A 23725-nucleotide genomic window follows, 5' to 3' on the forward strand; every position below is an offset into this window, starting at 1 on the left:
CCAAGAGTCCGGGTGTCCGGACGGACCAACCATAGACCAGGAGGACGGATGCCGATCGCCGCAGACGCCAAGGAACTACAGGGGGACCTCGCCCGGTTCCGGCACGAACTGCACCGGGAACCGGAGATCGGCCTGGATCTCCCGCGGACCCAGGAGAAAGTGCTCAAGGCCCTCGACGGGCTCCCTTACGAGATCACCCTCGGCCGGGACACGACGTCGGTCACCGCGGTATTGCGCGGCCAGGGACCGCGGCGGGAGGCCGCCGGGGGGCAGGCAAACCGGCCCGCAGTGCTGCTCCGCGCGGATATGGATGCCCTGCCCGTCCAGGAGAAGACCGGCGCGGCGTTCACCTCGAGGATCGACGGTGCCATGCACGCCTGCGGCCACGACCTCCACACGGCCATGCTCACCGGAGCCGCCACCCTCCTGGCCGAGCGGCGGCACAAACTCGCCGGCGACGTCGTCCTGATGTTCCAGCCCGGCGAGGAGGGCTTCGACGGTGCCAGCTACATGATCCGCGAGGGCGTCCTGGAAGCGTCCGGACGCCGGGTGGACGCCGCCTACGGCATGCACGTGTTCTCCTCCCAGGAACCATTCGGCCGGTTCTGCACCCGGCCCGGCGTGATCATGAGCGCCAGCGACGGACTGTTCGTCACTGTCCTCGGGGCGGGCGGCCACGGCTCGGCACCGCACACGGCCAAGGACCCCGTGACCGCGGCCGCCGAAATGGTCACCGCGCTGCAGGTCATGATCACCCGGCAGTTCAACATGTTCGACCCCGTCGTCCTTACTGTGGGGGTGTTGCAGGCCGGCACCAAGCGCAACATCATTCCCGAGACCGCGCGGTTCGAGGCAACGGTCCGCACCTTCTCCGAAGAGGCCAGGGAGAAGATGATGACCGCCATCCCGGCACTGCTGAAGGGCATCGCTGCCGCGCACGGCGTGGAGGTGGATGTGGACTACCGCAGCGAATACCCGCTGAGCGTCACCAACGAGGACGAGACGCACACGGCCGAGCGGGTCATCCACGAACTCTTCGGCGAGGACCGGCACACCCGCTTCGCGAACCCGCTCAGCGGCTCCGAGGACTTCTCGCGCGTCATGAACGAGGTCCCCTCCACCTTCATCGGCCTCAGCGCCGTCCCGCGGGACGCGGACCACACGACGGCGGCGTTCAACCACTCCCCCTACGCCACGTTCGACGACGGCGTCCTCGCCGACGGCGCGGCGCTCTACGCCGAACTGGCCCTGCAGCGCCTCACGGCCCTGGCCGCCGGCTCCGGCTCCGCCGCTGCAGCCGCAGCTCCCGCCATCCGCAACTGACCCTAGAGAGATCCAATGACAACCACGCTCAACCCGCAGCGCGAAGCCCGGACCGCCCTCCGGAAAACCATCGTCGGCACCGGCATCGGCAACGCCGTCGAATGGTACGACTGGGCCATCTACGCCACCTTCACGCCGTTCATCGCCAGCCAGCTCTTCAGCAAGGCGGACCCCGCCTCGGCGGTGCTGTCCACCCTGGCGATCTTCGCCGTCGGCTTCGTGGCACGGCCGTTCGGCGGCTTCCTGTTCGGCTGGATCGGCGACCGGGTGGGCCGAAAGACCTCCATGACCCTCGCCGTCGGGCTGGCCTCGCTCGGCAGCCTGCTGATCGGCATTGCCCCCACCTTCGCGGCCGTCGGCGTCTGGGCGTCCCTGCTGCTCCTCGTGGCCCGGCTGGTCCAGGGGCTCGCGCACGGCGGTGAGCTGCCGTCGTCGCAGACGTACCTGTCCGAGATCGCGCCCAGGGAACGCCGCGGGCTCTGGTCGACCCTGATCTACACCTCCGGCACCGTGGGCATCCTGTTCGGGACGCTGCTGGGCGCGGTCCTGAACATGAGCCTCAGCACCGAAATGATGAACGCCTGGGGCTGGCGGATCCCGTTCCTGATCGGCGCCGCGATGGGCCTCTACGCCCTGGTCATGCGCGCCCGGATGCACGAAAGCAGCGTCTTCGAGGGTGAATCCCCGGCCGAGAAGCGCGAACCGATCTGGCCGCAGATTGTCCGGCACCGCAAGCAGGCGTTCCAGGTGATCGGCCTGACCGTCGGCCTCACCGTCATCTACTACATCTGGGGCGTCGTGGCCCCCAGTTACGCCACCACCGCGCTGAAGATCGACCGCGGCGAAGCCCTGTGGGCCGGGGTGGTCGGCAACCTGGTCTTCATCGCCGCCCTGCCCTTCTGGGGGAAGCTCTCGGACCGGATCGGCCGCAAGAAAGTCCTGTGGGCCGGCGCCACCGGCGCGGCTGTGCTGCACTTCCCGATGACCTGGCTGCTCAAGGATTCGGCGTGGCAGCTGGCGGTCAGCATGTCGGTGATGCTGATCTTCATCGCCGCGAGCGCCGCGATCGTTCCCGCCGTGTTCGCGGAACTGTTCCCGACCAGCATCCGCACGGTCGGCGTCGGCGTCCCGTACTCGATCTGCGTGGCCGCGTTCGGCGGGACCGCCCCGTACCTGCAGCAGTGGCTCAAGGACATCAACATGGCCCAGGCCTTCAATCTCTACGCCGTGGTCCTGCTGGTCATCAGCATCCTGTTCATCTTCAGCATCCCGGAGACCAAGGGAAAGGACCTGCGCGGCTGAGGAACTCCTTCCGGTCCCCGACTGACTCGCATTAGTTGTCGTTCTGGACGCCCAGAACGACAACAACTGCGAGCTACTTGGGCCGGGAAGACCGACTGAAAGGCCGGTCAGCCGCCGATGAAGCGGTTCCGCCCGGCACGGTAGCCGAACACCGCGCCGAGGGCACCGACGGCGAGGAACAGGATCCCGGCCGAGGCGAAAGACCCGGTGGACTGGTGCAGCTGGCCGACCAGGAGGGTGCCGGTAGACCCCAGCCCGTAGCCGACGCCCTGCATCATGCCGGACAGGTGGGCGGCGGTGTGGCCGTCGCGGGTGCGCAACATGATCATGGTGAGCGCGACGGCGGTCAGGCTGCCCTGGCCCAGGCCCAGCAGCCCGGTCCACAGCCAGATCAGCTCCAGCGGGCCGAAGATGCTCAGGGCGAACCCGCCACCGGTCATCAGCGCCACCACGGTGTTGATGGCGCGCTGGTCACGGAACCGGGCGGCCAGGGCCGGGGCGAAGAGGGAACCGAGCATCTGCAACACGATCGAGGCGGAGACGATCAGCCCGGCCGTAGCTCCGTCCACCCCGCGTTCGCGCAGGATCGGCGCCAGCCAGGCAAAGACGCTGAAGGACATCATCGCCTGCAGGACCATGAAGATGGTCACCTGCCAGGCGACGGCCGAGCGCCACACGTTGACGCCGTCGGCCGCCTGCCGGTGCTGGCCGTGGCGCTGCCGCACGGCCAGCGGCAGGAACAGCACCAGGACGACGCCGGCGGGCAGCGCCCAGAACCACAGCGCCGCCGTCCACTCCCCCGTCGCGCGGAAAACCGGGTACGTGAAACCGGCGCCGAGGGCCGCCGAGGCGCAGATCGCCGTCGTGTAGAGGCCGCCCATCAGGCCGAGCCGGTGCGGGAAGTCCCGCTTCACGAGGCCCGGGAGCAGCACGTTGCAGAGCGAAATCGCGGCGCCGCAGGCCGCCGTTCCGGCCAGCAGCGCGGGCAGATGCCCGGCGCCCGCGGCGTCCAACGGCCGCAGCAGCAGTCCGGCGGTCAGTACCCCCATGGCACCGAGCAGCACGCGTTCCGCGCCGAAACGGCGCGCCAGCACCGGGGCGAGCGGGGCGAACACCCCGAGCAGCGTCACCGGCACCGTGGTGAGGACCACCACCGCCCAGCCCGGCAGCCCGGCGTCGGCCGTCACTTCGGGCAGGACCGCAGAGAAGCTGGAGAAGACGGTGCGGAGGTTCAGCCCGATCAGGACCAGGCACAGGCCCAGGTAGACCAGCGCGCGGCGGCTGCCGACGCTGGTGGGCGCGGCCGCGGGAACGTCGTCGATCTCGGCATCCACGAGCGTGCTGCGGCGGTCCCTGAGTGCGGGCCTGCCGCCGGGCGGGGAGTCCGGGGAGTTCTTGGGCTGAGTCACGGACCCATTCTGGCAGGCCGGAGCGCACCGCCCCTGCCGGAGAGCAGCTCCCCTGCCGAGCGCACCGTCAACCCCGCCCGCGGGAAGGAGGCCGCGGCGTCGGGCGCCGGTATTCTGGATGGGATGAGTGAATCCCCAGAAACACCCCAGACGCCGGAGCCAACACAGCCGCCCCGCCCGGTGACTCCCGGCACCCAGGCCTCCTTTGGCACCTACGGCGGACGCCCGGTCAGCTTCGTGCGCCGCGGCACCCGCCTGCAGGGCCGCCGCCAGTCCGCCTGGGAAGAGCATTCTGACCGCTGGGCCGTCGAGGTCCCGCGCCACATCGCCAACACGTCCGTCCACCCGGACTACGTGTTCGAGGCCGAAGCCGAATTCGGCCGCACCGCCCCGCTGATCGTCGAGATCGGCTCGGGGCTGGGCGACGCCGTCTGCCACGCCGCCGAGGAGAACCCGGATACGGACTTCCTCGCCGTCGAGGTGTACACCCCCGGCCTGGCCAACACACTCATCAAGATCAACAGCCGCGGCCTGAGCAACGTCCGCGTCGTGGAGGCAAACGCGCCCGAGGTCCTCGCCACCATGCTCCCGGCAGGCTCCGTGACGGAACTGTGGGTCTTCTTCCCCGACCCGTGGCACAAGTCCCGGCACCACAAGCGCCGCCTCATCCAGCCGGCCTTCGCCGAGCTTGCCTCGCGCGCCCTCAAACCGGGCGGCATCTGGCGCATCGCGACCGACTGGTCCAACTACGCCGTCCACGTCCGCGAGGTCCTGGCGGACTCCCCCGATTTCGAGAACCTGCACGAAGGTGAGCGCAGTGGTGCGGAAAGCCCCCTCACCCAGGTCTGGGAATCCGGCGTCGAGTCTCTCGTGGGCGGGGCGCCGGTCAAGGAGGGCCGCGCACCGGTCAGCACGGAACATACAGGCCCCAACGAAGGCACCGATCAGGCCGGCGGCTGGGCTCCCAGATTCGAGGGCCGGATCCTGACCAGTTTCGAAAACAAGGCCCATGAGGCCGGACGGCTCATCTTCGACCTCAGCTACCGGCGGCGATAAGCCACCCCACAGCGGAGGTGTCAAATAGCGTTGCCGGCCTGAGCCAGGTCAGGGTGATTGCGCGTTCGATGCTGGCGCGGTGGGTGCCGGTCCAATCCTGAAACGGCAGGCGTCAACCCGCCAATGGCACGGCTCCCCAGGCCGCTGTCCGGATTCAGCCTGAGCCCGAAGCCGCAGATGCTTTTCCCGGACCGGCCGGCGTGGCACGATTAGCTAAGATGCATGCCCCGGGCGGAGCCCTCGTCCGGCCGAACAACCGAGTCAGTTGGGGGATGTGCCATCAAAAAGGAACTGAAAGACGTCGCCGATGCGACCGAGGACGCCACCAACTCGCGCGCGCTGGAAGTAGTGGCGCGGGCCGGGTTTGCGGTGAGCGGCATCCTGCATTTCCTGATCGGCCTCGTTGCCATCCGGCTCGCCATGGGCGGTACGGGGAAGGCGGATGTCAGCGGTGCCGTACAGCAACTGGCCGGCCAGCCGGCGGGTCCACTGCTGCTGTGGGGCTCGTTCGCGGCCTGCGTTGCGCTGGCGCTCTGGCAGACCAGCGACGCCATCTTCGATTTTGAACACATGCCAGCCAAGAAGAAGCTCGGGAAGAAGCTCAAGGCCGCCCTCCAGGCCGTGGTCTACGCCGCTCTCGCCGTGTCCCTGGTTTCCTTCGCCATCGGCGCCGGCAAGGAGAACAGCACCTCCACGAGCGACCTCACCGTCACCGTGATGAAGGCCCCAGGCGGGTACGCACTCCTGCTCTTCATCGGCGCCGCGGTTGCCGTCACCGGAATCATCTATGCCATCCGGGGCTTCCGCCAGTCCTTCACGAAACACCTGAGGCTCCCTGCATCCCAGCAGGCGCAGTCCGCGGTGAAGGCACTGGGCGTCGCGGGCTACGCCGCCAAGGGCATCGCCCTGCTGCTGGCGGGCCTGCTGATCATCATTGCCACGGTGAGGGTCCGTCCCGAAGAATCGACCGGGCTCGACGGCGGCCTGAAGGCGCTGCGTGACCAGCCCTTCGGCATCTACATGCTGGCGGCCGTGGGCGCCGGCCTCATTTGTTACGGCGTCTTCATGGTGGTGCGCGCCAAACTCGCCAAGATGTAGCTTGGCCCAGCCGCCGGGCCGGATGGAGAGCTAGCCGAGCGGCACGGCGACGACGGCCACCGTCTGCTGCTGAGAGTTGCGCATCTCGACGCTGGCGATACTGGTGAGCTGCAAGGGGGTGGCGCCGGTGATCTTGACCCTGCCGCTGGGTGTGGCCGTCCAGGCGCATGCGCGGTCTTCGCCGCCGTCGTGGTCCTTTACCCAGAGCGAGAAGGTGCCGTCCACCGGCAGGCTCCGGCCGTCGACCGCGAGCTCCGTACCCCAGGCCTTCTTGACAAGGCCCACGGTGAACTGCAGTCCATCGCCGGCCTGGACGGAGTAGCTGGCGTCCGGCTTGGCCGGCTGGTTGACCAGCGGTCCGGCCAGGACGCCTAACGCGAGGCAGGCAGCGGCGACGGCCGCCACCGCTGCCGACCACCGGCGTCGTACCTTTCGGCGGCGGGTGGACAACTCATCGAGCAGCCGCCTGGGTACCGGAACAACCCCGGCAGCCCGCGCCGGTCCGGGGCCTGCCGCGGCGGTGAGGGCGACGGCGTCGGCCACCGGAACCGCATCCAGCAGAGCAGGGAGGCTTGCGAGTTCGTCGAGCTCCTGCCGGCACACAGCACAGGATTCCAGGTGCTGCTCGAAGTCTGCGGCGTCGGCGGGCTCCAGGCCACCGAGCAGATAGGCGCCGAGCAGCTGATGCATTTCGGTGCCGTTCACCGCTGCATCCCCATTTCGTCAAGGATGGTCCGCAGCGCCCGCACGGCGTAGAACGCCCTGGACTTCACTGTTCCGCTGGGGATATTCAACGTCTTCGAGGCCTCCTGGACCGTGTAGCGGCGGTAGTGGAGGGCCACCAGGACGCCCCGGTGCTCGGCGCTGAGCCGCAGCAGCGCTTCCTCCATGAGGACCCTGTTGAGGAGTTCGTCGACGCGTTCGGCAGCGTCTACAGGCTCAGCCAGATCGCGTTCCGTGGCTTCGAGGGGCCTGCGCTGGGCTTTTCGGTAGTTGTCGATCATGATGTTGCGGGCCGTCCTGAACAGGTAGCTGCGCAGGCTGCCGGTGATCTCCGGCGCCTGCTGCCAGACGCGCAGCACGGTCTCCTGCACCACGTCATCGGCCAGGTGCGGATCCCGGGAGGCACCGAGGACAAACCGTTTCAGGGCCGTCCCGTGATCACGGTAAATCTCGGCCACCACGTCTTCGTCCAGCGACATGCCATGCCTCCCGGCCTCGTGTGGTTCTACTCTCTTCTGCCCCGTACGACGTATGGGCCGCCGGAAAAGTTCAATGCCGCCGCCGTGAACCATTCTTCACCCGGCGGCGTCCTAAGGGGTAGCGCCGGACTCTGAGTTGGCCGGCACGAGTCAAGGAGCAGCACATGAAGAAGCACCTCAGCATTGGCTTGTCCGCTTTCGCCCTCGCAGCACTGCTTTCCGGCTGTGCTGGCGGTGGCGGCACCACAACACCGACGACGGCGGCCGCGCCGGCCACGAGCGCTCCCGCCGCTTCGGCTCCTGCGACCTCGGCTCCTATGACCTCGGCGGCCGCCAGTTCGGCTCCCGCCTCGGCCATGGCGGCAGAGCTCAAGGTGGCCGAGTCCAAGCTCGGCCCGATCGTGGTGGACGGCAAAGGCATGAGCGTCTACTACTTCACGAAGGACACAAAGGATTCGGAGACCAGCGCCTGCACCGGCGGGTGCATCACCAACTGGCCGCCCGTCGTTACCACCTCGGACGCCCCGGCGGTCGAAGGCGTCACCGGCACCCTGGGAACCATTTCGACCCCGGACGGCAAGAAGCAGCTGACCATCAACGGGATGCCTGTCTACTACTTCGCCAAGGACAAGGCGGCTGGGGACATTCTGGGCCAGGGCGTGAACAGCACCTGGAACCTTGTGGCTCCTTCCGGGGAGATGATCACCGCACCCGCCGGCTACTAAAGACTGCCGGGTTCGCGGAGGAGAGTCTCCTGCCTAGATGAATAATTCCAAGGGCTGTCAGTGGTCGTAGGCGGTCAGTGAGCGGCGGACGGCCTGTCCTGTCTGGTCGTTGTGCCAGATCGCGGCGGTCATGGCCAGGAGGCGCTGGATGATCCGGGCGGTGACGCCTGCCGGGGTGCGTCCGCCGTGGTGTTCGAGGTCGAGCTGGCCTTTGAGGGTGTCGTTGATCGATTCGATGATCTGCCGCAGGGGTTTGAAGAACCGGGATCCCGCCCGCGGTTTTTCTCCCTTCCGGGCCGGGCGCAACAGCTCGATCCCGGCCTGGTCGACGGTCTCCTCGAACCCGGCACCGTAGTAGTTCTTGTCGCCGATGAGGAGCTGGCGGTGCCCGTCGGCACGGACCCTGGCCATGGCCGGGGTGTCGGCGAGGATGTCCAGGAACGTCTGGCGTTCGTCGACCTTGGCCCCGGTCAGGGCGTATCCGATCGGGAGCCCGTGCAGGGTGCAGACCAGGTGCAGGCGCAGGCCCAGAAATACCGGCTGTGGGAGGCGCAGTAGCCGTATTCGGCCCACCCTGCCATCTCGGAGCGGCGGACGGTTTCCTTGGACCTGGCGCATTCGACCGGGGTCGAGTCGACCACCCAGACATCGTCGCAGCCGATGTCGCTTTGTTGGACGAGGACGCCGATGAGCCAGTTCATGGTCGGGAAGAGCCGGCGCAGGCGCTTGTTGTATCCGGCCTGGCCCGGCAGGTACGGGAACATCGTGGCCAGATTCTTGTGGGCATGGCGCAGCCAGCGGGCTTCGCTGGTAAAGCCGAGCAGCGCCTGCATCAGCGCCAGGGTCATCACTTCGGCGTCCGTGATTCGCGGACTGATGCCGATCCGGGGCCGGGCCGGGACCCGTCCCGGATGCGCCTTCAGCAGGTCATCGGCGGCGACATAGAATGCTGTTGCGAGGGTGTCCAGATCGGTGTCCACGTGAACCTCCAGGTTCGGCGTTGGGTAGATAACACCGATTCTGGGCACCCTCCACCCCTCACCAAGGCATGACATGCCGCCCGGACCCCTTGGAATTATTCATCTAGGCGTCTTCCTCCGCGAACTCGACGGCGGCCACGATCTCTTTGGTTTCCGGGTGGATCATGAAGGCTTCGTCGTCCTCTTCGACCATCAGGAACTCGCTCTGGTCCGTGGCGAAGTGCCAGGCCAGGGCACGGTGGCCATCGTGGTCGTAGTTGGGGTTGCCCAAGGTGATCTTCAGCAGCGTGTGGCCCGCAACGTCGCACAGTTCACGGATGATCAGCTCGAATCCCGGAGCGTTCATCAGCTCATCGTCCGCCGCCTCGGCCTGGCGTTCCGCCAGATTCGGGATCCGGGAAACACGTTCGGCGATGTGCCGGTCGAGTTCCGCCTCGTCCAGGACCAGGAGATCCTGCTGGGCGCGAAGCCACGCCGCGTTAAGCGCGGTGATGTCCTCGGTCTCCACGAGCGATTCGAACTCGGCATCGAGCTCTTCCAGCCGCTGCACCGCCTGTGTGGTGCCGTGGCTCCTGTCCGTTGCCCCGTCCGGGTGGTCCCCGTCCAGCTCCGTATCCCCGTCAAGATAGGCGTCGGCTTCCTCCTCGGTGAGCGATTCGAACGCCGCCGCGGTGCGGTTGAAGAGCTCCAGATGCCCCACGGCCCCCATCCCTGACAGCCCCTCGCGAACGTAAGGGTCAATATCCTCGCGCTCCTGCGCGGTGATCACGTACTGGGCGAAGCCGCCGGCCAGGGACTGTGTCAGGTAGAAGTCCACGTAGTAGCTGCGGAGTGCGTTCGGGGCGATTTCCTCGACGTCGAGAAGCTCCGCGTACATGGTGTTGACCACGTCCACGTTCGCGTCGACCACCTCCGCGTCGCCACCGGCGAGGCTGTCCCTGGTCAGGACCGGGGCGTAGTCAGTTGCGGACAGGCTGATGGAAGGGCTGTTGCTCATAGGAAATCCTCACCGTTGAATGCAGATGGCGCTCCGAACCCTTCCACCGTATGTGGCGCCGGTTGCCCGCATCGGCGTCGAAGTTGAACGCCGGGGGAAGACTTGGGGGTCTCGTTCCGGCCGGGGTCCGCCGGCCGCCACTTTTCCACACAGCCCCGGGACCCGACCGGCCTCGCCGCGGGGCGGGGCGGGGCTAGTCTCGGGGCGGGGCCGCTCTTCCGGACACCCCCCGGCCAGGGACGAATCCGCAAGCCACTCCCCGGCTCGCTAAGATGGATCTGATGACCAACTGCCGAAAGTAGTGCGCACATGCCTTCCCATCCGGACGAGAGTGCGGCACTGGCAATACAGACACCCGCGATCAACGACCGCTCCCTTGCGGCCGGGCTTGCCTACGCCATGGGGAGCCGGGTCTCCGTAATCTCCTTCGACCCCGCCACCGGCCTGATGCTCGGCAAGGTGCGGGGCGGCTCCGAAGTGCCCTATTCGACGACGGCGAAGCTGGTCCGGAAGGCGGGCGGCTGGAGCTGCACCGTGGGCGTCTGCAGCTGCCCGGTCCGGAAGGACTGCAAGCACGTGGCCGCCCTGCTGTTCGCGGCCGAGGACAACCCCGCAACGCGGGTCCAGTTGCTGACCCCCGCCGATGCCTCCCGGACCTCCCGCCAGGCGCCGGCCCTCGAGGTGCCGGACTGGGAACAAGCCCTGAGCCCGCTGATCGAGCGCCCCGGCATCACACAGTCCACCAACGGGATTCCGCTGGCCCTCCAGTTCGAAATCGAGGAACCCGCTCCGCATTTCTCCTACACCGGCCGCAGGGATCCCCTGCGCAGCGTGCGGCAGCTGAAGGCCCGGCCCGTGATCATGGGCGCCAAGGGCAAGTGGATCCGCGGGGACGTTTCCTGGAACACCCTGAGCTACCTGAACTACCGGCGCGAGTGCAACGAGGCCCACGTCGAGTGGATGCAGGAATTCCTCGCCTCGCACACGGCCCTCGCCAACCGCCAGCACGCCGGCACCGCGCCCTGGCTGGGGCTTAACACCTACGCCGGCAAGAACCTGTGGAGCCTGCTGGACCAGGCCCGGAAGATCGGCGTCGCCCTGGTCCACGGCCGCGGCCAGGAGCCGGTGCGGGTGGTGGAGCAGCCTGCCGCCGTCGGACTCAATCTCGCCCGCGACGCGCGGAACCCGCCCGGCAGGGATGGCGCCGGCACCATCGTCTCCGCCGGGGCCGCCGGCACCACCGGCAACGCCGGGGATCAGAACGGCGGGCTGTCGCTCGCGCCCACCATCACGGTCGAGGGCGTCGTGGTTGATCCTGCGAGCGTGGGCACCATCGGCCGTCCCGCGCACGGGATCTTCCTGACCACCGGCGGAGACGCCCTCCCCGGGGTCGCGCTGGACGAGTCCATCATCACCCTCGCCCCGCTGGAAAGCGGGCTCAGCGAGGAGCTGCTGACCTTTGTCACCGCCGGGACCACGTTGCACATTCCGGCCCGGGATGAGAGCCGGTTCCTGACCGGCTTCTATCCCAAGCTCAAGCAGTCCGCCCGGGTCACGGCATCCGACGAGTCCGTCGAACTGCCCACCCTGGCTGTCCCTACGTTGTCCCTGCTCGCCAATTACGGCGCGGACCACCGGGTGCGGCTGCACTGGGAATGGCACTACAAGTCCGGGAAGCTGGTCACCGCGCAGCCGCTGTGGCGCCACCCCGGCGATCACGGCTACCGCGATGACCCGGCCGAGGCCAGCATCCTGGAGGCCGTTGGGCAGCCCTGGGACATGGTGCCCGCCTTGGGCGAGTCAGCCACCGGCGGCTGGGGGACGCCGCGGCTGGCGGCCTCGGCCGAACTCAGCGGCCTGGACACGCTGGCCTTCACCGAGGAGGTCCTCCCCCGGCTCCGCGAGCTGCCCGGTGTCGCGGTGGATACCGCCGGCGACATTGCCGACTACCGGGAATCCGAAGAGGCCCCGGTCGTGGCGATCTCGACCAAGGCCACCGACCAGCGGGACTGGTTCGATCTTGGCATCGTCATCACTCTCGAGGGCCAGCCGGTGTCCTTCGCGGCGCTGTTCTCCGCCCTCGCCTCGGGGCAGACCCGCATGCTGCTGCCCAGCGGCGCCTACTTCTCTCTGGACCTGCCTGAGCTGCACCAGCTCCGGGCATTGATTGATGAAGCCCGCTCGCTGCAGGACAACAAGGACGCGCCGCTGCAGATCAGCCGTTTCCAGGCCGGCCTCTGGGACGAACTCGCGCAACTTGGCATCGTGGACGAGCAGGCCGCGGCCTGGCGCGAGGCTGTCGGCGGGCTGCTGGAAGGCGGCGTGAAGGGCCTGCCCTTGCCTGCAACGCTCAACGCCGAGCTGCGCCCGTACCAGCTCGAAGGGTTCAACTGGCTCAGTTTCCTCTACCGGCACGGCCTGGGCGGGGTGCTGGCCGACGACATGGGCCTGGGCAAGACTGTCCAGGCGCTGGCGCTGATCTGTGCAGCCAAAGAAGCAGCGAAGGAGCCGGCCAAGCAGCCCCCCGCGGCGTCCGACGGCGACGGTGCGGCCCCGGACACTGTTGGCGCGGCGCCCGGCGCTGCCCCTTTCCTCGTCGTCGCCCCCACGAGTGTGGTGGGGAACTGGGAAGCCGAGACCGCCCGGTTCGCGCCTGGCCTGACGGTGCGCGCCGTCAGCGAGACGTTCGCGAAGAGCGGTTCGACGCCGGCAGAGGCGATGGCCGGTGCGGACATCATCATCACCTCTTACGCGCTGTTCCGGATCGACTACGACGCGTATGCCTCGCTGGAATGGGCCGGCCTGGTCCTTGACGAAGCGCAGTTCGTGAAGAACCACCAGTCCAAGGCCTACCAGTGCGCCCGGAAGCTTCCGGCGGCCTTCAAACTCGCCATCACCGGCACGCCCCTGGAAAACAACCTGATGGAGTTCTGGGCCCTCACGTCGATCGTCGCGCCGGGTCTCTTTTCGAGCCCCAAGCGGTTCGCCGAGAACTACCAGAAGCCGGTGGAAAAGAACGGCGACAAGGCGCAGCTGGACAAGCTCCGGCGCCGGGTCCGGCCGCTGATGATGCGCCGCACGAAGGAGCAGGTCATCCACGATCTGCCGCCGAAGCAGGAGCAGATCCTCGAGGTGGTGCTGAACCCGCGGCACCAGAAGGTGTACCAGACACACCTGCAGCGGGAGCGGCAGAAGATCCTGGGCCTGATTGACGACGTCAACAAGAACCGCTTCACGATTTTCCAGTCCCTGACCCTGCTCCGGCAGCTCAGCCTGGACCCCTCGCTGATTGACCCCTCGCTCTCGGGCGTGCGGTCCAGCAAGCTCGATGTGCTCTTCGAGCAGCTGGAGGACCTCGTCGCCGAAGGCCACCGGGCGCTGATCTTCAGCCAGTTCACCGGGTTCCTGGGCAAGGTGCGGGAACGGCTCGTCGAGGAGAACATCGAGTTCTGCTACCTGGACGGGAGCACCCGGAACCGCACCGACGTCGTCAACGAGTTCAAGAACGGCGCGGCGCCGGTGTTCCTGATCAGTCTCAAGGCCGGCGGCTTCGGCCTGAACCTCACCGAGGCGGACTATGTGTTCCTGCTGGATCCTTGGTGGAACCCGGCCTCGGAGGCGCAGGCCGTGGACCGCACGCACCGGATCGGCCAGGCCCGGAACGTGATGGTCTACCGGCTCGTTGCCAAGGACACCATCGAGGAAAAAGTGATGGCGCTCAAGGCCAGGAAGTCCCAGCTGTTCGCGGACGTCATGGAAGGCGATGCATTGTCAGGCGGCGCGCTCACGGCGGAGGACCTGACCGGGCTGTTCAACGACTGACACGCTTCAGCCGCGGGGCTGTGCCCGGAGCCGGGACAGGAGCGTCGCGGCGAGCAGCGCCGTCGTCATTTCCAGCGCGATGACCGCCAGCAGCGCCCCGGAGCCTGAGGGCGCCGCTCCGGCTGCCGCGGGAGCGGCGCCCTCGTGGACGTGACCCGATGCCCCGGCGCCGAGGAACAGGAGCGCGTGCACCCCGGTCATCGCCAGGGCCGAGGCCATGACCCGGCGAAGGGCGGCGGCCCTGCCGTGCCGCCAGATGTGCACGGCGCACGGCAGGCACGCAGCCACCATGGCGAGCATGAGCAGGTTCAGCCATGTCCCGTGCTGGTTCCCGGCGACAAGCCACAGGTGCATGAGGCAGGACGCCGCCGTCACGGCGGCGCAGATCCGCGAATGGAAGACGATGCCGGCGATGCCGCCCCGCCGTCCCACGCCGCCCGCCACGCTCACGGCGCCGGACTAGCTGTGGCAGTGGCCGCCGGCCGGCTGTGCACTCGTGGGCACATCCAGCACGGGGCTGCGGTCAAAGAATCCCTCGGGCCGGAGCTTGAAGCCGACCGAGTCCACCGGCATGATGGGCCAGTCCTCGGGACGCGGGAAGTGGGTCAGGCCGAAGGTATGCCACAGAACGATGTCCTGGCCGTCCAGCTCCCTGTCCTGTGCCACAAACTCCGGCAGCCCCGCTCCCCCGGCGTGCTGGTTGACGAAATCGCCTGTGGGGTACCGCTCCTCCTCCGCGAACCGGGTCACCCAAAGGTCTTTCGTGGCAAAGGCGGCCCGCCGGGCAATGGAGGACTCCGGGTCTGCCAGCAGCGTGGGCTGGCCCTCGGCATGGAGCTTGTATCCCACGGCTTCGCCGAGGCGATTCCGTGACTGCGGGTTGGAGATGACCCAGGTCCGGCCGCTGCGGGCATCGGCCTCGCGGGCACCCTCGGATTCGCGGGCGATCACTGTGCGCTTCCGGGAGAAGGCATTGCCGCGTTCATTGCCCTCGCCCATCGCCTGCCGGACCACGTCCTCTTCCTCCACCCGGTTGGTGAAGCCGTCGATCGCCATGTCCAGCCGGGCGCTGAACAGGTGCTGGTGGTACGGGGCGCCCAGACCCGGGGCGAGCTGGGAGATGTTGGCCGAGCCGCCTTCTGGGTAGGCGGAGGTGAAGACGACGCCGGTGGCTTTGGCCTCGAACTCGATGGTGCCGTCGAGGTAGAGGTACCAGTAGAAGCCGTAGTCATAGTTGCCGATGGTGGTGAAGAAGGAGATCACCAGGCGGCGGTTGCGGCGGGTGTAGTTGATGCCGGTCCAGAGGTCGCTGTGCTTGGCCAGGATGCCCCAGTCTTCCTCATGCATGCAGATGCCGTTGCGGATTTCCCGGGGGTTGCCGAAGGCGTCGCTGATGACGGGGCTGAGGTAGGTGATCTCGCCGAGGCAGTCGCAGCCCAGTTCCAGCGAGTTGGCGTACTGGCCCACCAGGTATTCACCGGTGTCGAAGTAGTTCTGCCAGGACCGGATGGGCGACGGGTCCCCGTAGGGAACCACCATTTCGGCGATGGACGCGCGGTTGATGATGGGCCGCTTGCGGCCCCCGTCCCGGAAGGCAAGGTTGTGCAGCACCACGCCTTCGCGGACGTCGAAACCGACGTCGACGCTCCACTTTTCCCACTCGACATGGTTCCCGCCGGTGACGGTGAAGCTGGGTCCGTCCGGCTGGGTGATGTTGATGGGTTTCTGCGTGGTGCGCAGCGGGCCGGTGAGCTCCGGATCGGTGTAGTTGCCGTGTTCGGCCGGAATCTGGACGGCGCCTGTGTCCAGCACCTGCGTGACCTCCTGGCTGACGACGTCGACGTACGCCACCAGCCCGTCCACGGGGTGCGCCCAGGCGCTGTCCTCCGGGAAATCCTGCACGAAGGCCAGGCCACGCAGGATCCGGCGGCCCTTTTCCTCGGGATACTCGAACGCCCCGGCGGACAGCGGGGCAACGCGGACCTTGCTGACATCCAGGCCCCGGCTTGCCAGCGCCTTGAGCCACCGTTCGTCCGTGGCCAGGAGCTGTTCCACGACTTCGAATTCCTCCTCCAGGACGGGAAGTTCGCCGGTCAGGGCCGTGTCCAGCTCGACGGCGGAAATCACCGCGCCGCTGGAAACCGAGACGGTCACGTCGGCCGGGCGTCCTCCGGAGACGTCGTGCAGGAAGACCCGGAACCGTCGATCTTCACTGTCGGCCGGCGCGTGCCTGGCGGGGTCCACCAGGCCGAGGTACGCGATGCGCTGCGTCTCTCCCAGCAGGCCCGCGGCACGCAGGATGCCTTGGACGGCGGTGATTTCGGCGCCCGTGGCCAGACTGTACGGGCTATACGGAGTGAGGGTGTCAGTTTGTACGGGCATCTTGAGGGCCTTCGTTCGGTGACCCTGGCGGGTCAGAACTTTTATTTTCTATAGTTGTAGAGAATACGGAACCGTAAGATGTGCCACAAGAGTCCGACGCAAAATATTTTGGGGAGCTGCCCGGTGCCAAAGATTGTCGACCACGACCAGCGGCGGCTAGAACTCGTCGACGCGACGTGGCGGACCATCGCCCGGCTCGGCATCGAAAGCGCCACCATGCGCGAAATCGCCCTCGAGGCCGGCTTCGCGAACGGGGCCCTCAAGCCGTACTTCCCCACAAAGGATGACCTGCTGACGTTCGCGTTCGGGCATGTCTTCAACCGCACCAACGAACGCATCGCGGAAGTCACCGCCGGGCAGTCCGGACTCGTTGCCCTGAGATCGTTTTGCGTCGAGGTGCTGCCCCTGGATGAGGAGCGGATCAACGAGGCCCGGATTGTCATTCCCTTCTGGCAAAAGGCCATCAACGATCCCGGCAAGGCCCGGATCCACCGGGATTCGATGGCGCAGTGGCTTGCGGCGATCCGTCAGCACCTTGCCGAGGCGCGGCAATCCGGCACCGTCACCACAGCCGTCGCCGACACCGCGCTGGCCGGGCAGCTGCTCAACTTCCTCCTCGGCGCGCAGATCGCGGCGGCACTCGCCCCCGAGGGCCAGGTGGAGCTCGGGTTGAACGAGCAGCTGAAGGGGATCCTGACCCTGCTGGGCAGCTAGCAGCCCGCTCGTCTGTTCTTTTTTCGCCGGTTGTCGAAAAAAGATGACAGCGGCGGGCCGCGCCGCTACCCTGAAAGGACTGTGTCCCACGGCACAGTCCCCGGAAACGGCACAGTCCACGAATTACGACGGCGTCAGGATCTTTCATGACCGCAGTTGCAGCCCGCCCATCCCTCAGTCCGTCCGGACAGCACGTCCGCACCAGCACGGCGGCCTCGTTCGAGCACTGGAGGCACCTCGTCGCGGAGTCCTTCGTCCCCCTGGCCGCCTCGAGCGCAGATGCGGACAACTTCCGCGGCCGCATGCGGGCCCGCAGGCTGGACCGTGTGGCGGTCGTCGAAGTCTCGTCGACCAGCCATGAGGTCCACCGCACGCCGGCGCTCATCGCCCAGTCCAACCAGCGCTATTTCAAGCTCAATCTCCAACTGCAGGGCACCGGGCTCCTGATCCAGGACAACCGCGAGGCCCTCCTGCGCCCGGGCGACCTCTCCATCTACGACACCAGCCGGCCCTACACGCTTGCCTTCGAGGGGGACGCCCGGCTCATGGTGGTGATGTTCCCCTGGGACGCGCTGTCCCTGCCGCCGGACTGCATCGCGCAACTTTCGGCTGTGCGGATGGCCTCCGACAGCGGCCTCGCCGCGATCGTCGGGCCTTTCATCGCCCACCTCGCAGAGAACCTGGACGCGCTGAGCGGCCCCAGCGGGTCCCGCCTCGCCACCAATGCCCTCGATCTCGTGTCCACCATGCTGCATTCGGAACTGGACATGTCCCCGGACCGGATGAGGCCGCAGGCCCTCCTGGCGGCCTCGGTCCGCGAGTACATTGACGCGCACCTGGCCGATCCGCTGCTCTCCCCCGCCTCCATCGCGGCGGCCCATTTCATTTCCACCCGGCACCTTCACAATGTGTTCCATGAATCCGGGACCACCGTGGCGAGCTGGATCCGGACCCAGCGGCTGGAAGGGGCACGCCGCGAGCTGCGGGATCCGCTCCTGGCCGGCATGCCGGTAGCAGCCGTGGCCGGGCGCTGGGGCTTCCTGGATGCGGCCCACTTCAGCCGCTCCTTCCGTGATGCCTTCGGCGAATCCCCCAGCGACTGGCGGCGCGGCGCCTGAGCGTGGCCGCCGCCCGCCGCTGACAGCGCCCGCCGTTTGACAGAGCCAGCAAGCCGGGATGCACAGGGGGCGGTGCCGGATCTGCCCGGCACCGCCCCCCGCCTCCTCAGCCGAGTCGACTACCCGGCGAGCTCAAGCCCAGAGGTCCGGATCTGCCTCTCCACCCGGACTTCCACCAGGACGCCGGCCGCAAAGACCGCGGGGACTGCAATCAGCAGGCCGACGGCTGTTTCTGTGCTTCCTCCGATGAGGGACGTGAAGTTGCTGACCACCAGGTGCAGCACCCACGCCAGCAGCGCGGAAGCGAGGACCGGGGCGATGAACGTCTGCCATAGCTGCCCGCTCACCCGCTCCCGGCGGAAATAGCCGACGACGGCGAGGGAGGACAGCATGTACAGCACCAACAGTGCTGCGACGGCCAGTCCGCTGAACCACGAGAAGAGCGTCAGCACCGGGTCCAGGCCCAGCAGGGCGAACGGCGCCACGAGCAGGAGCGCGATCGCGGTCTGGACCCGCGCGGCCACGGCGGGGGCGCGGTGCCGGTTGGTCCGGGCCAAGGCGCCGGGCAGCGACCCGCGCAGGGCCAGCGAATGGAGGTAGCGGTTGATGCCGTTGTGGAAGGCGATGATGCCAGCCAGGAGGGATGACACGAGCAGGATGCCGGTGACCGTTCCGGCCCACGGCCCGAACAGCTCCACCATAGGCGTCAGCACGAACGAGGTGGAGTCGCCCGATTCGAGGGCCGCGCCCGCGGCATCCATAACGTGGGAGGGGCCGTAGTAGCTCACCAGCATCCACGAAATGAAGGAGAAGAACACCGCGATGACCACCACCGACAGGTACGTGGCGCGGGCCACCGTGCGGTGGGCGTCCTTGGCCTCGGCCGAGTAGATGGCCGTGGATTCGAAGCCGAACATGGACGCGACAGCGAACATGATGGCCACGCCCGGGGCTCCGGTGGCGATTGCCTCGGGCGAGAAGGACGCCGCCAGGTTAATTCCTTCCGGTCCGCCGCCACGGAACAGCACGGTGAACCCGAACATGAGCAGGATCGCGACCTCCAGGCCGACGAGCAGCGCCAGAACCCGCGCCCCGAGTTCGATGTTGAGGGATCCCAGCACCTGTACGCCCGCCATGGTGAGTACGGCCAGCAGCCACCAGGGGACCTCAATGCCGGCGGATCCAAGGAGCCCCGAGAAGGCCGCACCGTACAGGCCGTACATCGCGGCCTGGACCGTGCTGTATGCGAGGAGCGCGAGCCACGCGGCACCCGCGCCGGTCTTTCGCCCAAAGGCGGCGGTCACGTAGGCGTAGAAGGCGCCGTTGGCCTGGATCTTGCGGCTCATCGCGACGAACCCGACGGCGAAGATCACGATGACGATGCCCACTACCAGATAGGCCCCGGGCGCGCCGGCGCCGTTCCCGAGGGCTGCGGCCAGGGGGGATGCGCCGACGATGCCGGTCAACGGCGCCTGGGCGGATAAGACAAAGAAGAGAATGCCCATGACGCCGACGCTGCCGGCGCGCAGCGCGGTGGAGTGCTCCGTGCGGGGACGGTCTTCCGCGGTCCGGGACTCGGAATTTGAAATACTCATCGGATCCTTCTTAACGGTCATGAGTCTGGGAAATGGCTGTCTGAGAAATAGGGGTGCTTGCACCGTGAAATCCAGCATGGCAGGTGACGCCCGTCACTCTTTTGTCGATCCGTGATCGGTTGTTGTTCCCCAGCGCAATGGAACCCAGCGCGACGGCCGCCCTGGCGATCATTCGCACCCGGTCAACTCCAGTTCGCGCAAAGACAAGACTGCACGTCAGGCACCGGAGGACACTCGGACATGTGTCTCAACGACTCAGCGCCTCAACTACTCGATGTGGAGTACCCATGGAAACCTACGACGCCCTCCTCGCCTCGATCACCCCGGTGTCCGGTGAGACCCGCACAATCTTTGACCCGGCCACCGGCGAACCGGTCGGCGAAGCCCCGGTCCACACTGTCGAGGACCTCGAGCAGGCCATCGCCGCCGCGGCGGCCGCGCAGCCGGCCTGGGCTGCCCTGGGCCACGAAGTCCGGTCCGCCGCGCTGCTCAGGGCCGCCGACGCCGTCGAACGCTCCGCCGAGGAACTGGCCCGGCTGCTCTCCCGGGAGCAGGGCAAGCCGCTCAACGGCCCGAACGCCCGCTTCGAGGTAGGCGCCTGCGCCGCGTGGCTCCGCGCCGCCGCCGGCACCCCGCTGGAGCCGGAAACCGTGGTGGACGACGGCGAAACCCGCGCCGAACTGCACTACCGGCCCATCGGCGTCGTCGGCGCGATCGGCCCCTGGAACTGGCCCATGATGATCACCGTCTGGCAGATCGCGCCGGCCCTCCGGATGGGCAACGCCGTGGTGGTCAAGCCTTCCGAATACACCCCGCTCAGCGTCCTGGCCCTGGCAAAGGTCATCAACGAGGAACTCCCCGACGGCCTCCTCACCGTCGTCTCCGGCGGCCGCGACGTCGGCGTCCGGCTGGCCGAACACCCCGCGATCGGCAAGATCATGTTCACCGGCTCCACCGCCACGGGCAAAGCCATCATCAAATCCTCCGCGGACACCGTCAAGCGCCTCACCCTGGAACTGGGCGGCAACGACGCCGGCATCGTCCTGCCCGACGCCGACCCCAAAGCCATCGCCGAAGACCTCTTCTGGGGCGCCTTCATCAACACCGGCCAGACCTGCGCGTCCCTCAAGCGCCTCTACGTCCACGACACCATCTACGACGCCGTCTGCGCCGAACTCACCACCGTCGCCGCCGGCATGCCCATGGGGAACGGCCTCGACGAAAACAACGTCCTCGGCCCGCTGCAGAACCGCCAGCAATACGACGTCGTGGCCCGCCTCGTGGATGCCGCCAAGGAGTCCGGCGCCCGAGTGCTGCTCGGCGGCAACCCGGACCCGGACCAGCCCGGCCACTTCTACCCCACCACCCTGGTGGCGGACATCGACAACAGCAACCCTCTCGTCGCCGATGAACAGTTCGGCCCCGCCCTGCCGATCATCCGCTACAGCACCGTGGACGAGGCAGTCACTATGGCCAACGCGCTCGACGTCGGGCTCGGCGCCTCCATCTGGTCGACCGACCCGGCAAAGGCCCGGAAGGTGGCGGCCCGCCTCGAAGCCGGCACCGTCTGGATCAACAAACACGGCGCCGTGGACCCGCGCGTCCCCTTCGGGGGCGCCAAGCAGTCCGGATACGGACTCGAGTTCGGCGTCGAAGGCCTCAAAGCACTAGGTATCCCGCAGGTCATCAACGGCTAGGCCAGGCCTGTCCGCGATTCCGCAGTCTGAGAGGATCTGCCGGTGCACTCTCCGGCAGATCCTCTTCGCACGTCCGGATGCTGACGACGCCCGCATCCGCGGTGAGCGCACGCGGGCGTTGTCAGACCGCGCGTACGGGGTCACACCGCTGCGGACCGCCCTGCCCGCAGGAGGGGCGCGAAGAACGCGGCGAGCTCCGCCGTCGCCGTCAGGGGCAGGACGTTGGCCACATACTGGTCCGGCCGCACCACTACAACGACGCCGCCGCGGTCGAGACCGCGCAGCTCGAAGATGTCCGCGGCCGGATCGGTGCCGTAGACCTTCTCGTAGTCCGTCAGCCGGAACGGTCCCACCTGCGGTTTGAACGCCGCCGGGACGGTTCCGATGTCGATGCTCGTGTGGTCCTGCTGGTAGATGACCTTCACGTCGAACCATGCGTCACGGTCGGCGCCCGACGGCGTCGCGGCCAGCGGCGAGTCCGGCGCGTTCGCGATCCACTCGGCGAAGTCGGCCACAGGCGACGCCTCCCCGGCCAGTGCCGCGTCGGCGAAGACGTAGATGCGCCACCTGCCGTCCGCCGTGGCATGGTGCCCGAGCTGCACCGGGTTGGTGTCGCAGACCCGCACGACGGGCGCCGACTTGAAGCGCTTGCCGATGGTGAAGCCGGTGGCCAGGTCCTGGTGCGCGGGCGCGGCGATGAGCATGGAGGGGGCGTAATGCGTCATGAACCCCGCGGGGAACTCTGCGGTGCGCACGTAGAAGTCCTCGAGCTCGGAGGGGTTGTCGAACTCCTCGGGCTTCTTCGCCATGAGCGTGGACCACTCCTTGTCGAAGTCGATGAGGTCCTTCGCGATGACCTGGCGCTCGGCCGAATACGTGGACAGCAGGCTCTCGGGGCTGCGGCCCTCGAGCACGTGTCCCAGCTTCCAGGCCAGGTTGAAGCCGTCCTGCATGGAGACGTTCATGCCCTGGCCGGCCTTGGCGCTGTGCGTGTGGCATGCGTCGCCGGTGATGAATACGCGCGGCGTGCGGTTGCCCCGCTGGTCCGGGAGGACGTCGTCGAACCGGTCGGTGAGGCGGTGGCCGACCTCGTACACGCTGTGCCAGGCGACGTTGCGCACGTCGAGCGTGTAGGGGTGGAGGATCTCGTTCGCCTGGGCAATGATCTGCTCGATGGTGGTGTTGCGGACGGCGCCGTTGTCGTTCTGGTCGACCTCGCCGAGGTCGACGTACATGCGGAAGAGGTGGCCGCCTTCACGCGGGATCAGCAGGATGCTGCCGCCCGTGCCGGACTGGATGGCGCACTTCGTGCGGATATCCGGGAAGTCCGTGACGGCGAGCACGTCCATGACGCCCCAGGCGTGGTTGGCCCGGTCGCCGGCGAGCGTGCAGCCGATCGACTCCCGCACCCTGGACCGGGCGCCGTCCGCGCCGACGACGTACTTGGCCCGGACAACGCGCTCCCGGCCTGCGTCGGGGCCGGCCGTGTGGAGGAGCGTCGCGGTGACGGGGTAGTCGCCCTCGCCGGAGACCTCGAGGCTGCGGAACTCCAGGCCGTAGTCGGGCGACATCCGCGTGGGCGCGTTGGCCATGACCTCGGCGAAGTAGTCCAGCACGCGGGCCTGGTTGACGATCAGGTGCGGGAACTCGCTGATGCCCGCCGGGTCGTCCAGGGTGCGGGCGGTGCGGATGATGCGGGAGGGGTCCGCGGGGTCCGGCTTCCAGAACGCCATCTCGGTGATGCGGTACGCCTCGGCGATGATCCGCTCGGCGAAGCCGAACGCCTGGAAGGTCTCGACGCTCCGGGCCTGGATGCCGTCGGCCTGGCCGATGGCGAGCCTGCCGCCGCGGCGCTCCACGATGCGCGTGGTGACGCCCGGGAACTGGGACAGTTGGGCTGCGGTCAGCATGCCCGCGGGGCCGGTGCCCACGATGAGCACGTCGACCTCGTCGGGAAGCTCCGCGGGCCGGTCGACGCCGACGCCGGCGGCGGGCTGGACCCGCGGGTCACCGGATACGTAGCCGTGGTGGTGGAACTGCACGGGGTTTCCTCGTTTCGTCATGTGGGACGCTTCGCCTGAATTGTGTTCGATATTAGAACTCAGTGTTCGATAATAGAATGCGTCTATTGGTCTAATAGTGTACGGCAGATATGACGCGGGTTACAGGCCAGCCGGTATTGGCCAAGCTCTTCAACGTGTGTCACCACCCGGCCGGGGACCGCCTTCAGCAGCAAGTCTGCGATGTCCATATAACTTCTTCCTCTTCCAGGCGATCGTCTGGCGTCCCGGGTCAACGGGTCATG

Annotated in this window: 17 protein-coding genes and 1 pseudogene; 9 read left to right on the forward strand and 9 right to left on the reverse strand. The window is 67.8% G+C overall.

The genetic code is table 11. The features are described from left to right. Positions 1–48: 48 nt before the first annotated feature. The gene (locus ABIB26_RS17360) at positions 49–1323 is read left to right on the forward strand and encodes a M20 metallopeptidase family protein (protein ID WP_354245827.1); all 1275 of its coding nucleotides are present in this window, start codon (positions 49–51) and stop codon (positions 1321–1323) included. Positions 1324–1338: 15 nt separating this feature from the next. After that, entirely contained in the window at positions 1339–2625 is a 1287-nt protein-coding gene (locus tag ABIB26_RS17365; RefSeq protein ID WP_354245830.1) for an MFS transporter, read from the forward strand. A gap of 107 nt (positions 2626–2732) precedes the next feature. Here ABIB26_RS17365 and ABIB26_RS17370 read toward each other — a convergent pair whose 3' ends face one another. Then, a complete protein-coding gene (locus ABIB26_RS17370) occupies positions 2733–3959 on the reverse strand; it encodes an MFS transporter (RefSeq protein ID WP_354246005.1) in 1227 nt (408 codons plus the stop codon). A gap of 198 nt (positions 3960–4157) precedes the next feature. Here ABIB26_RS17370 and trmB point away from each other — a divergent pair, with 198 nt between their 5' ends. Both trmB and ABIB26_RS17380 read left to right on the forward strand, forming a co-directional pair. After that, positions 4158–5090, forward strand: coding sequence for a tRNA (guanosine(46)-N7)-methyltransferase TrmB (gene trmB / locus ABIB26_RS17375; RefSeq protein ID WP_354245832.1), 933 nt, complete (start codon positions 4158–4160; stop codon positions 5088–5090). 222 nt (positions 5091–5312) lie between these two features. Further along, positions 5313–6188, forward strand: a complete 876-nt coding sequence (locus ABIB26_RS17380) for a DUF1206 domain-containing protein (protein WP_354245835.1) — start codon at positions 5313–5315, stop codon at positions 6186–6188. Positions 6189–6218: 30 nt separating this feature from the next. Here the strand turns inward: ABIB26_RS17380 and ABIB26_RS17385 are convergent, their stop codons facing one another. Beyond that, on the reverse strand, positions 6219–6893 hold the full coding sequence (locus tag ABIB26_RS17385) for an anti-sigma factor family protein (RefSeq protein WP_354245838.1): 675 nt from the start codon (positions 6891–6893) through the stop codon (positions 6219–6221). Then, on the reverse strand, positions 6890–7390 hold the full coding sequence (locus tag ABIB26_RS17390) for a sigma-70 family RNA polymerase sigma factor (RefSeq protein WP_354245841.1): 501 nt from the start codon (positions 7388–7390) through the stop codon (positions 6890–6892). Before ABIB26_RS17390 ends, ABIB26_RS17385 begins: the two co-directional genes overlap by 4 nt. Before the next feature lie 164 nt (positions 7391–7554). On the opposite strand from ABIB26_RS17390, the gene ABIB26_RS17395 reads away from it, so the two are divergent. Beyond that, the gene (locus tag ABIB26_RS17395; RefSeq protein WP_354245844.1) at positions 7555–8115 is read left to right on the forward strand and encodes a COG4315 family predicted lipoprotein; all 561 of its coding nucleotides are present in this window, start codon (positions 7555–7557) and stop codon (positions 8113–8115) included. Positions 8116–8172: 57 nt separating this feature from the next. On the opposite strand, the pseudogene ABIB26_RS23780 reads toward ABIB26_RS17395, so the two are convergent. Both ABIB26_RS23780 and ABIB26_RS17410 read right to left on the reverse strand, forming a co-directional pair. Then, positions 8173–9095, reverse strand: a pseudogene (locus ABIB26_RS23780) (IS982 family transposase). Positions 9096–9198: 103 nt separating this feature from the next. Further along, entirely contained in the window at positions 9199–10092 is an 894-nt protein-coding gene (locus ABIB26_RS17410) for a DMP19 family protein (protein WP_354245852.1), read from the reverse strand. A gap of 309 nt (positions 10093–10401) precedes the next feature. Here ABIB26_RS17410 and ABIB26_RS17415 point away from each other — a divergent pair, with 309 nt between their 5' ends. Then, positions 10402–13914 carry an SNF2-related protein gene (locus tag ABIB26_RS17415; protein WP_354245855.1) on the forward strand — a complete coding sequence of 1171 codons (3513 nt, stop codon included), beginning with the start codon at positions 10402–10404 and terminating at the stop codon, positions 13912–13914. Between the two features lie 6 nt (positions 13915–13920). Here ABIB26_RS17415 and ABIB26_RS17420 read toward each other — a convergent pair whose 3' ends face one another. Next, a complete protein-coding gene (locus ABIB26_RS17420) occupies positions 13921–14364 on the reverse strand; it encodes a hypothetical protein (protein WP_354245858.1) in 444 nt (147 codons plus the stop codon). Between the two features lie 9 nt (positions 14365–14373). Then, a complete protein-coding gene (locus tag ABIB26_RS17425; RefSeq protein WP_354245861.1) occupies positions 14374–16296 on the reverse strand; it encodes a primary-amine oxidase in 1923 nt (640 codons plus the stop codon). A 123-nt stretch (positions 16297–16419) separates the two neighbouring features. On the opposite strand from ABIB26_RS17425, the gene ABIB26_RS17430 reads away from it, so the two are divergent. Then, complete coding sequence (locus ABIB26_RS17430; RefSeq protein WP_354245864.1) at positions 16420–17010, forward strand: TetR/AcrR family transcriptional regulator; 591 nt, start codon at positions 16420–16422, stop codon at positions 17008–17010. Positions 17011–17156: 146 nt separating this feature from the next. Continuing rightward, complete coding sequence (locus ABIB26_RS17435; protein ID WP_354245867.1) at positions 17157–18128, forward strand: AraC-like ligand-binding domain-containing protein; 972 nt, start codon at positions 17157–17159, stop codon at positions 18126–18128. A 119-nt stretch (positions 18129–18247) separates the two neighbouring features. Here ABIB26_RS17435 and ABIB26_RS17440 read toward each other — a convergent pair whose 3' ends face one another. Beyond that, positions 18248–19723: an APC family permease gene (locus ABIB26_RS17440; protein WP_354245869.1), complete on the reverse strand. Its 1476-nt coding sequence runs from the start codon at positions 19721–19723 to the stop codon at positions 18248–18250. 287 nt (positions 19724–20010) lie between these two features. Here ABIB26_RS17440 and ABIB26_RS17445 point away from each other — a divergent pair, with 287 nt between their 5' ends. Beyond that, positions 20011–21420, forward strand: coding sequence for an aldehyde dehydrogenase family protein (locus tag ABIB26_RS17445; protein WP_354245871.1), 1410 nt, complete (start codon positions 20011–20013; stop codon positions 21418–21420). Positions 21421–21560: 140 nt separating this feature from the next. Here ABIB26_RS17445 and ABIB26_RS17450 read toward each other — a convergent pair whose 3' ends face one another. After that, on the reverse strand, positions 21561–23462 hold the full coding sequence (locus ABIB26_RS17450; protein WP_354246007.1) for an FAD-binding monooxygenase: 1902 nt from the start codon (positions 23460–23462) through the stop codon (positions 21561–21563). Positions 23463–23725: the final 263 nt, after the last annotated feature.

The sequence above is a fragment of the Arthrobacter sp. UYEF20 genome (genome assembly GCF_040546335.1).
Lineage (GTDB): Bacteria > Actinomycetota > Actinomycetes > Actinomycetales > Micrococcaceae > Arthrobacter.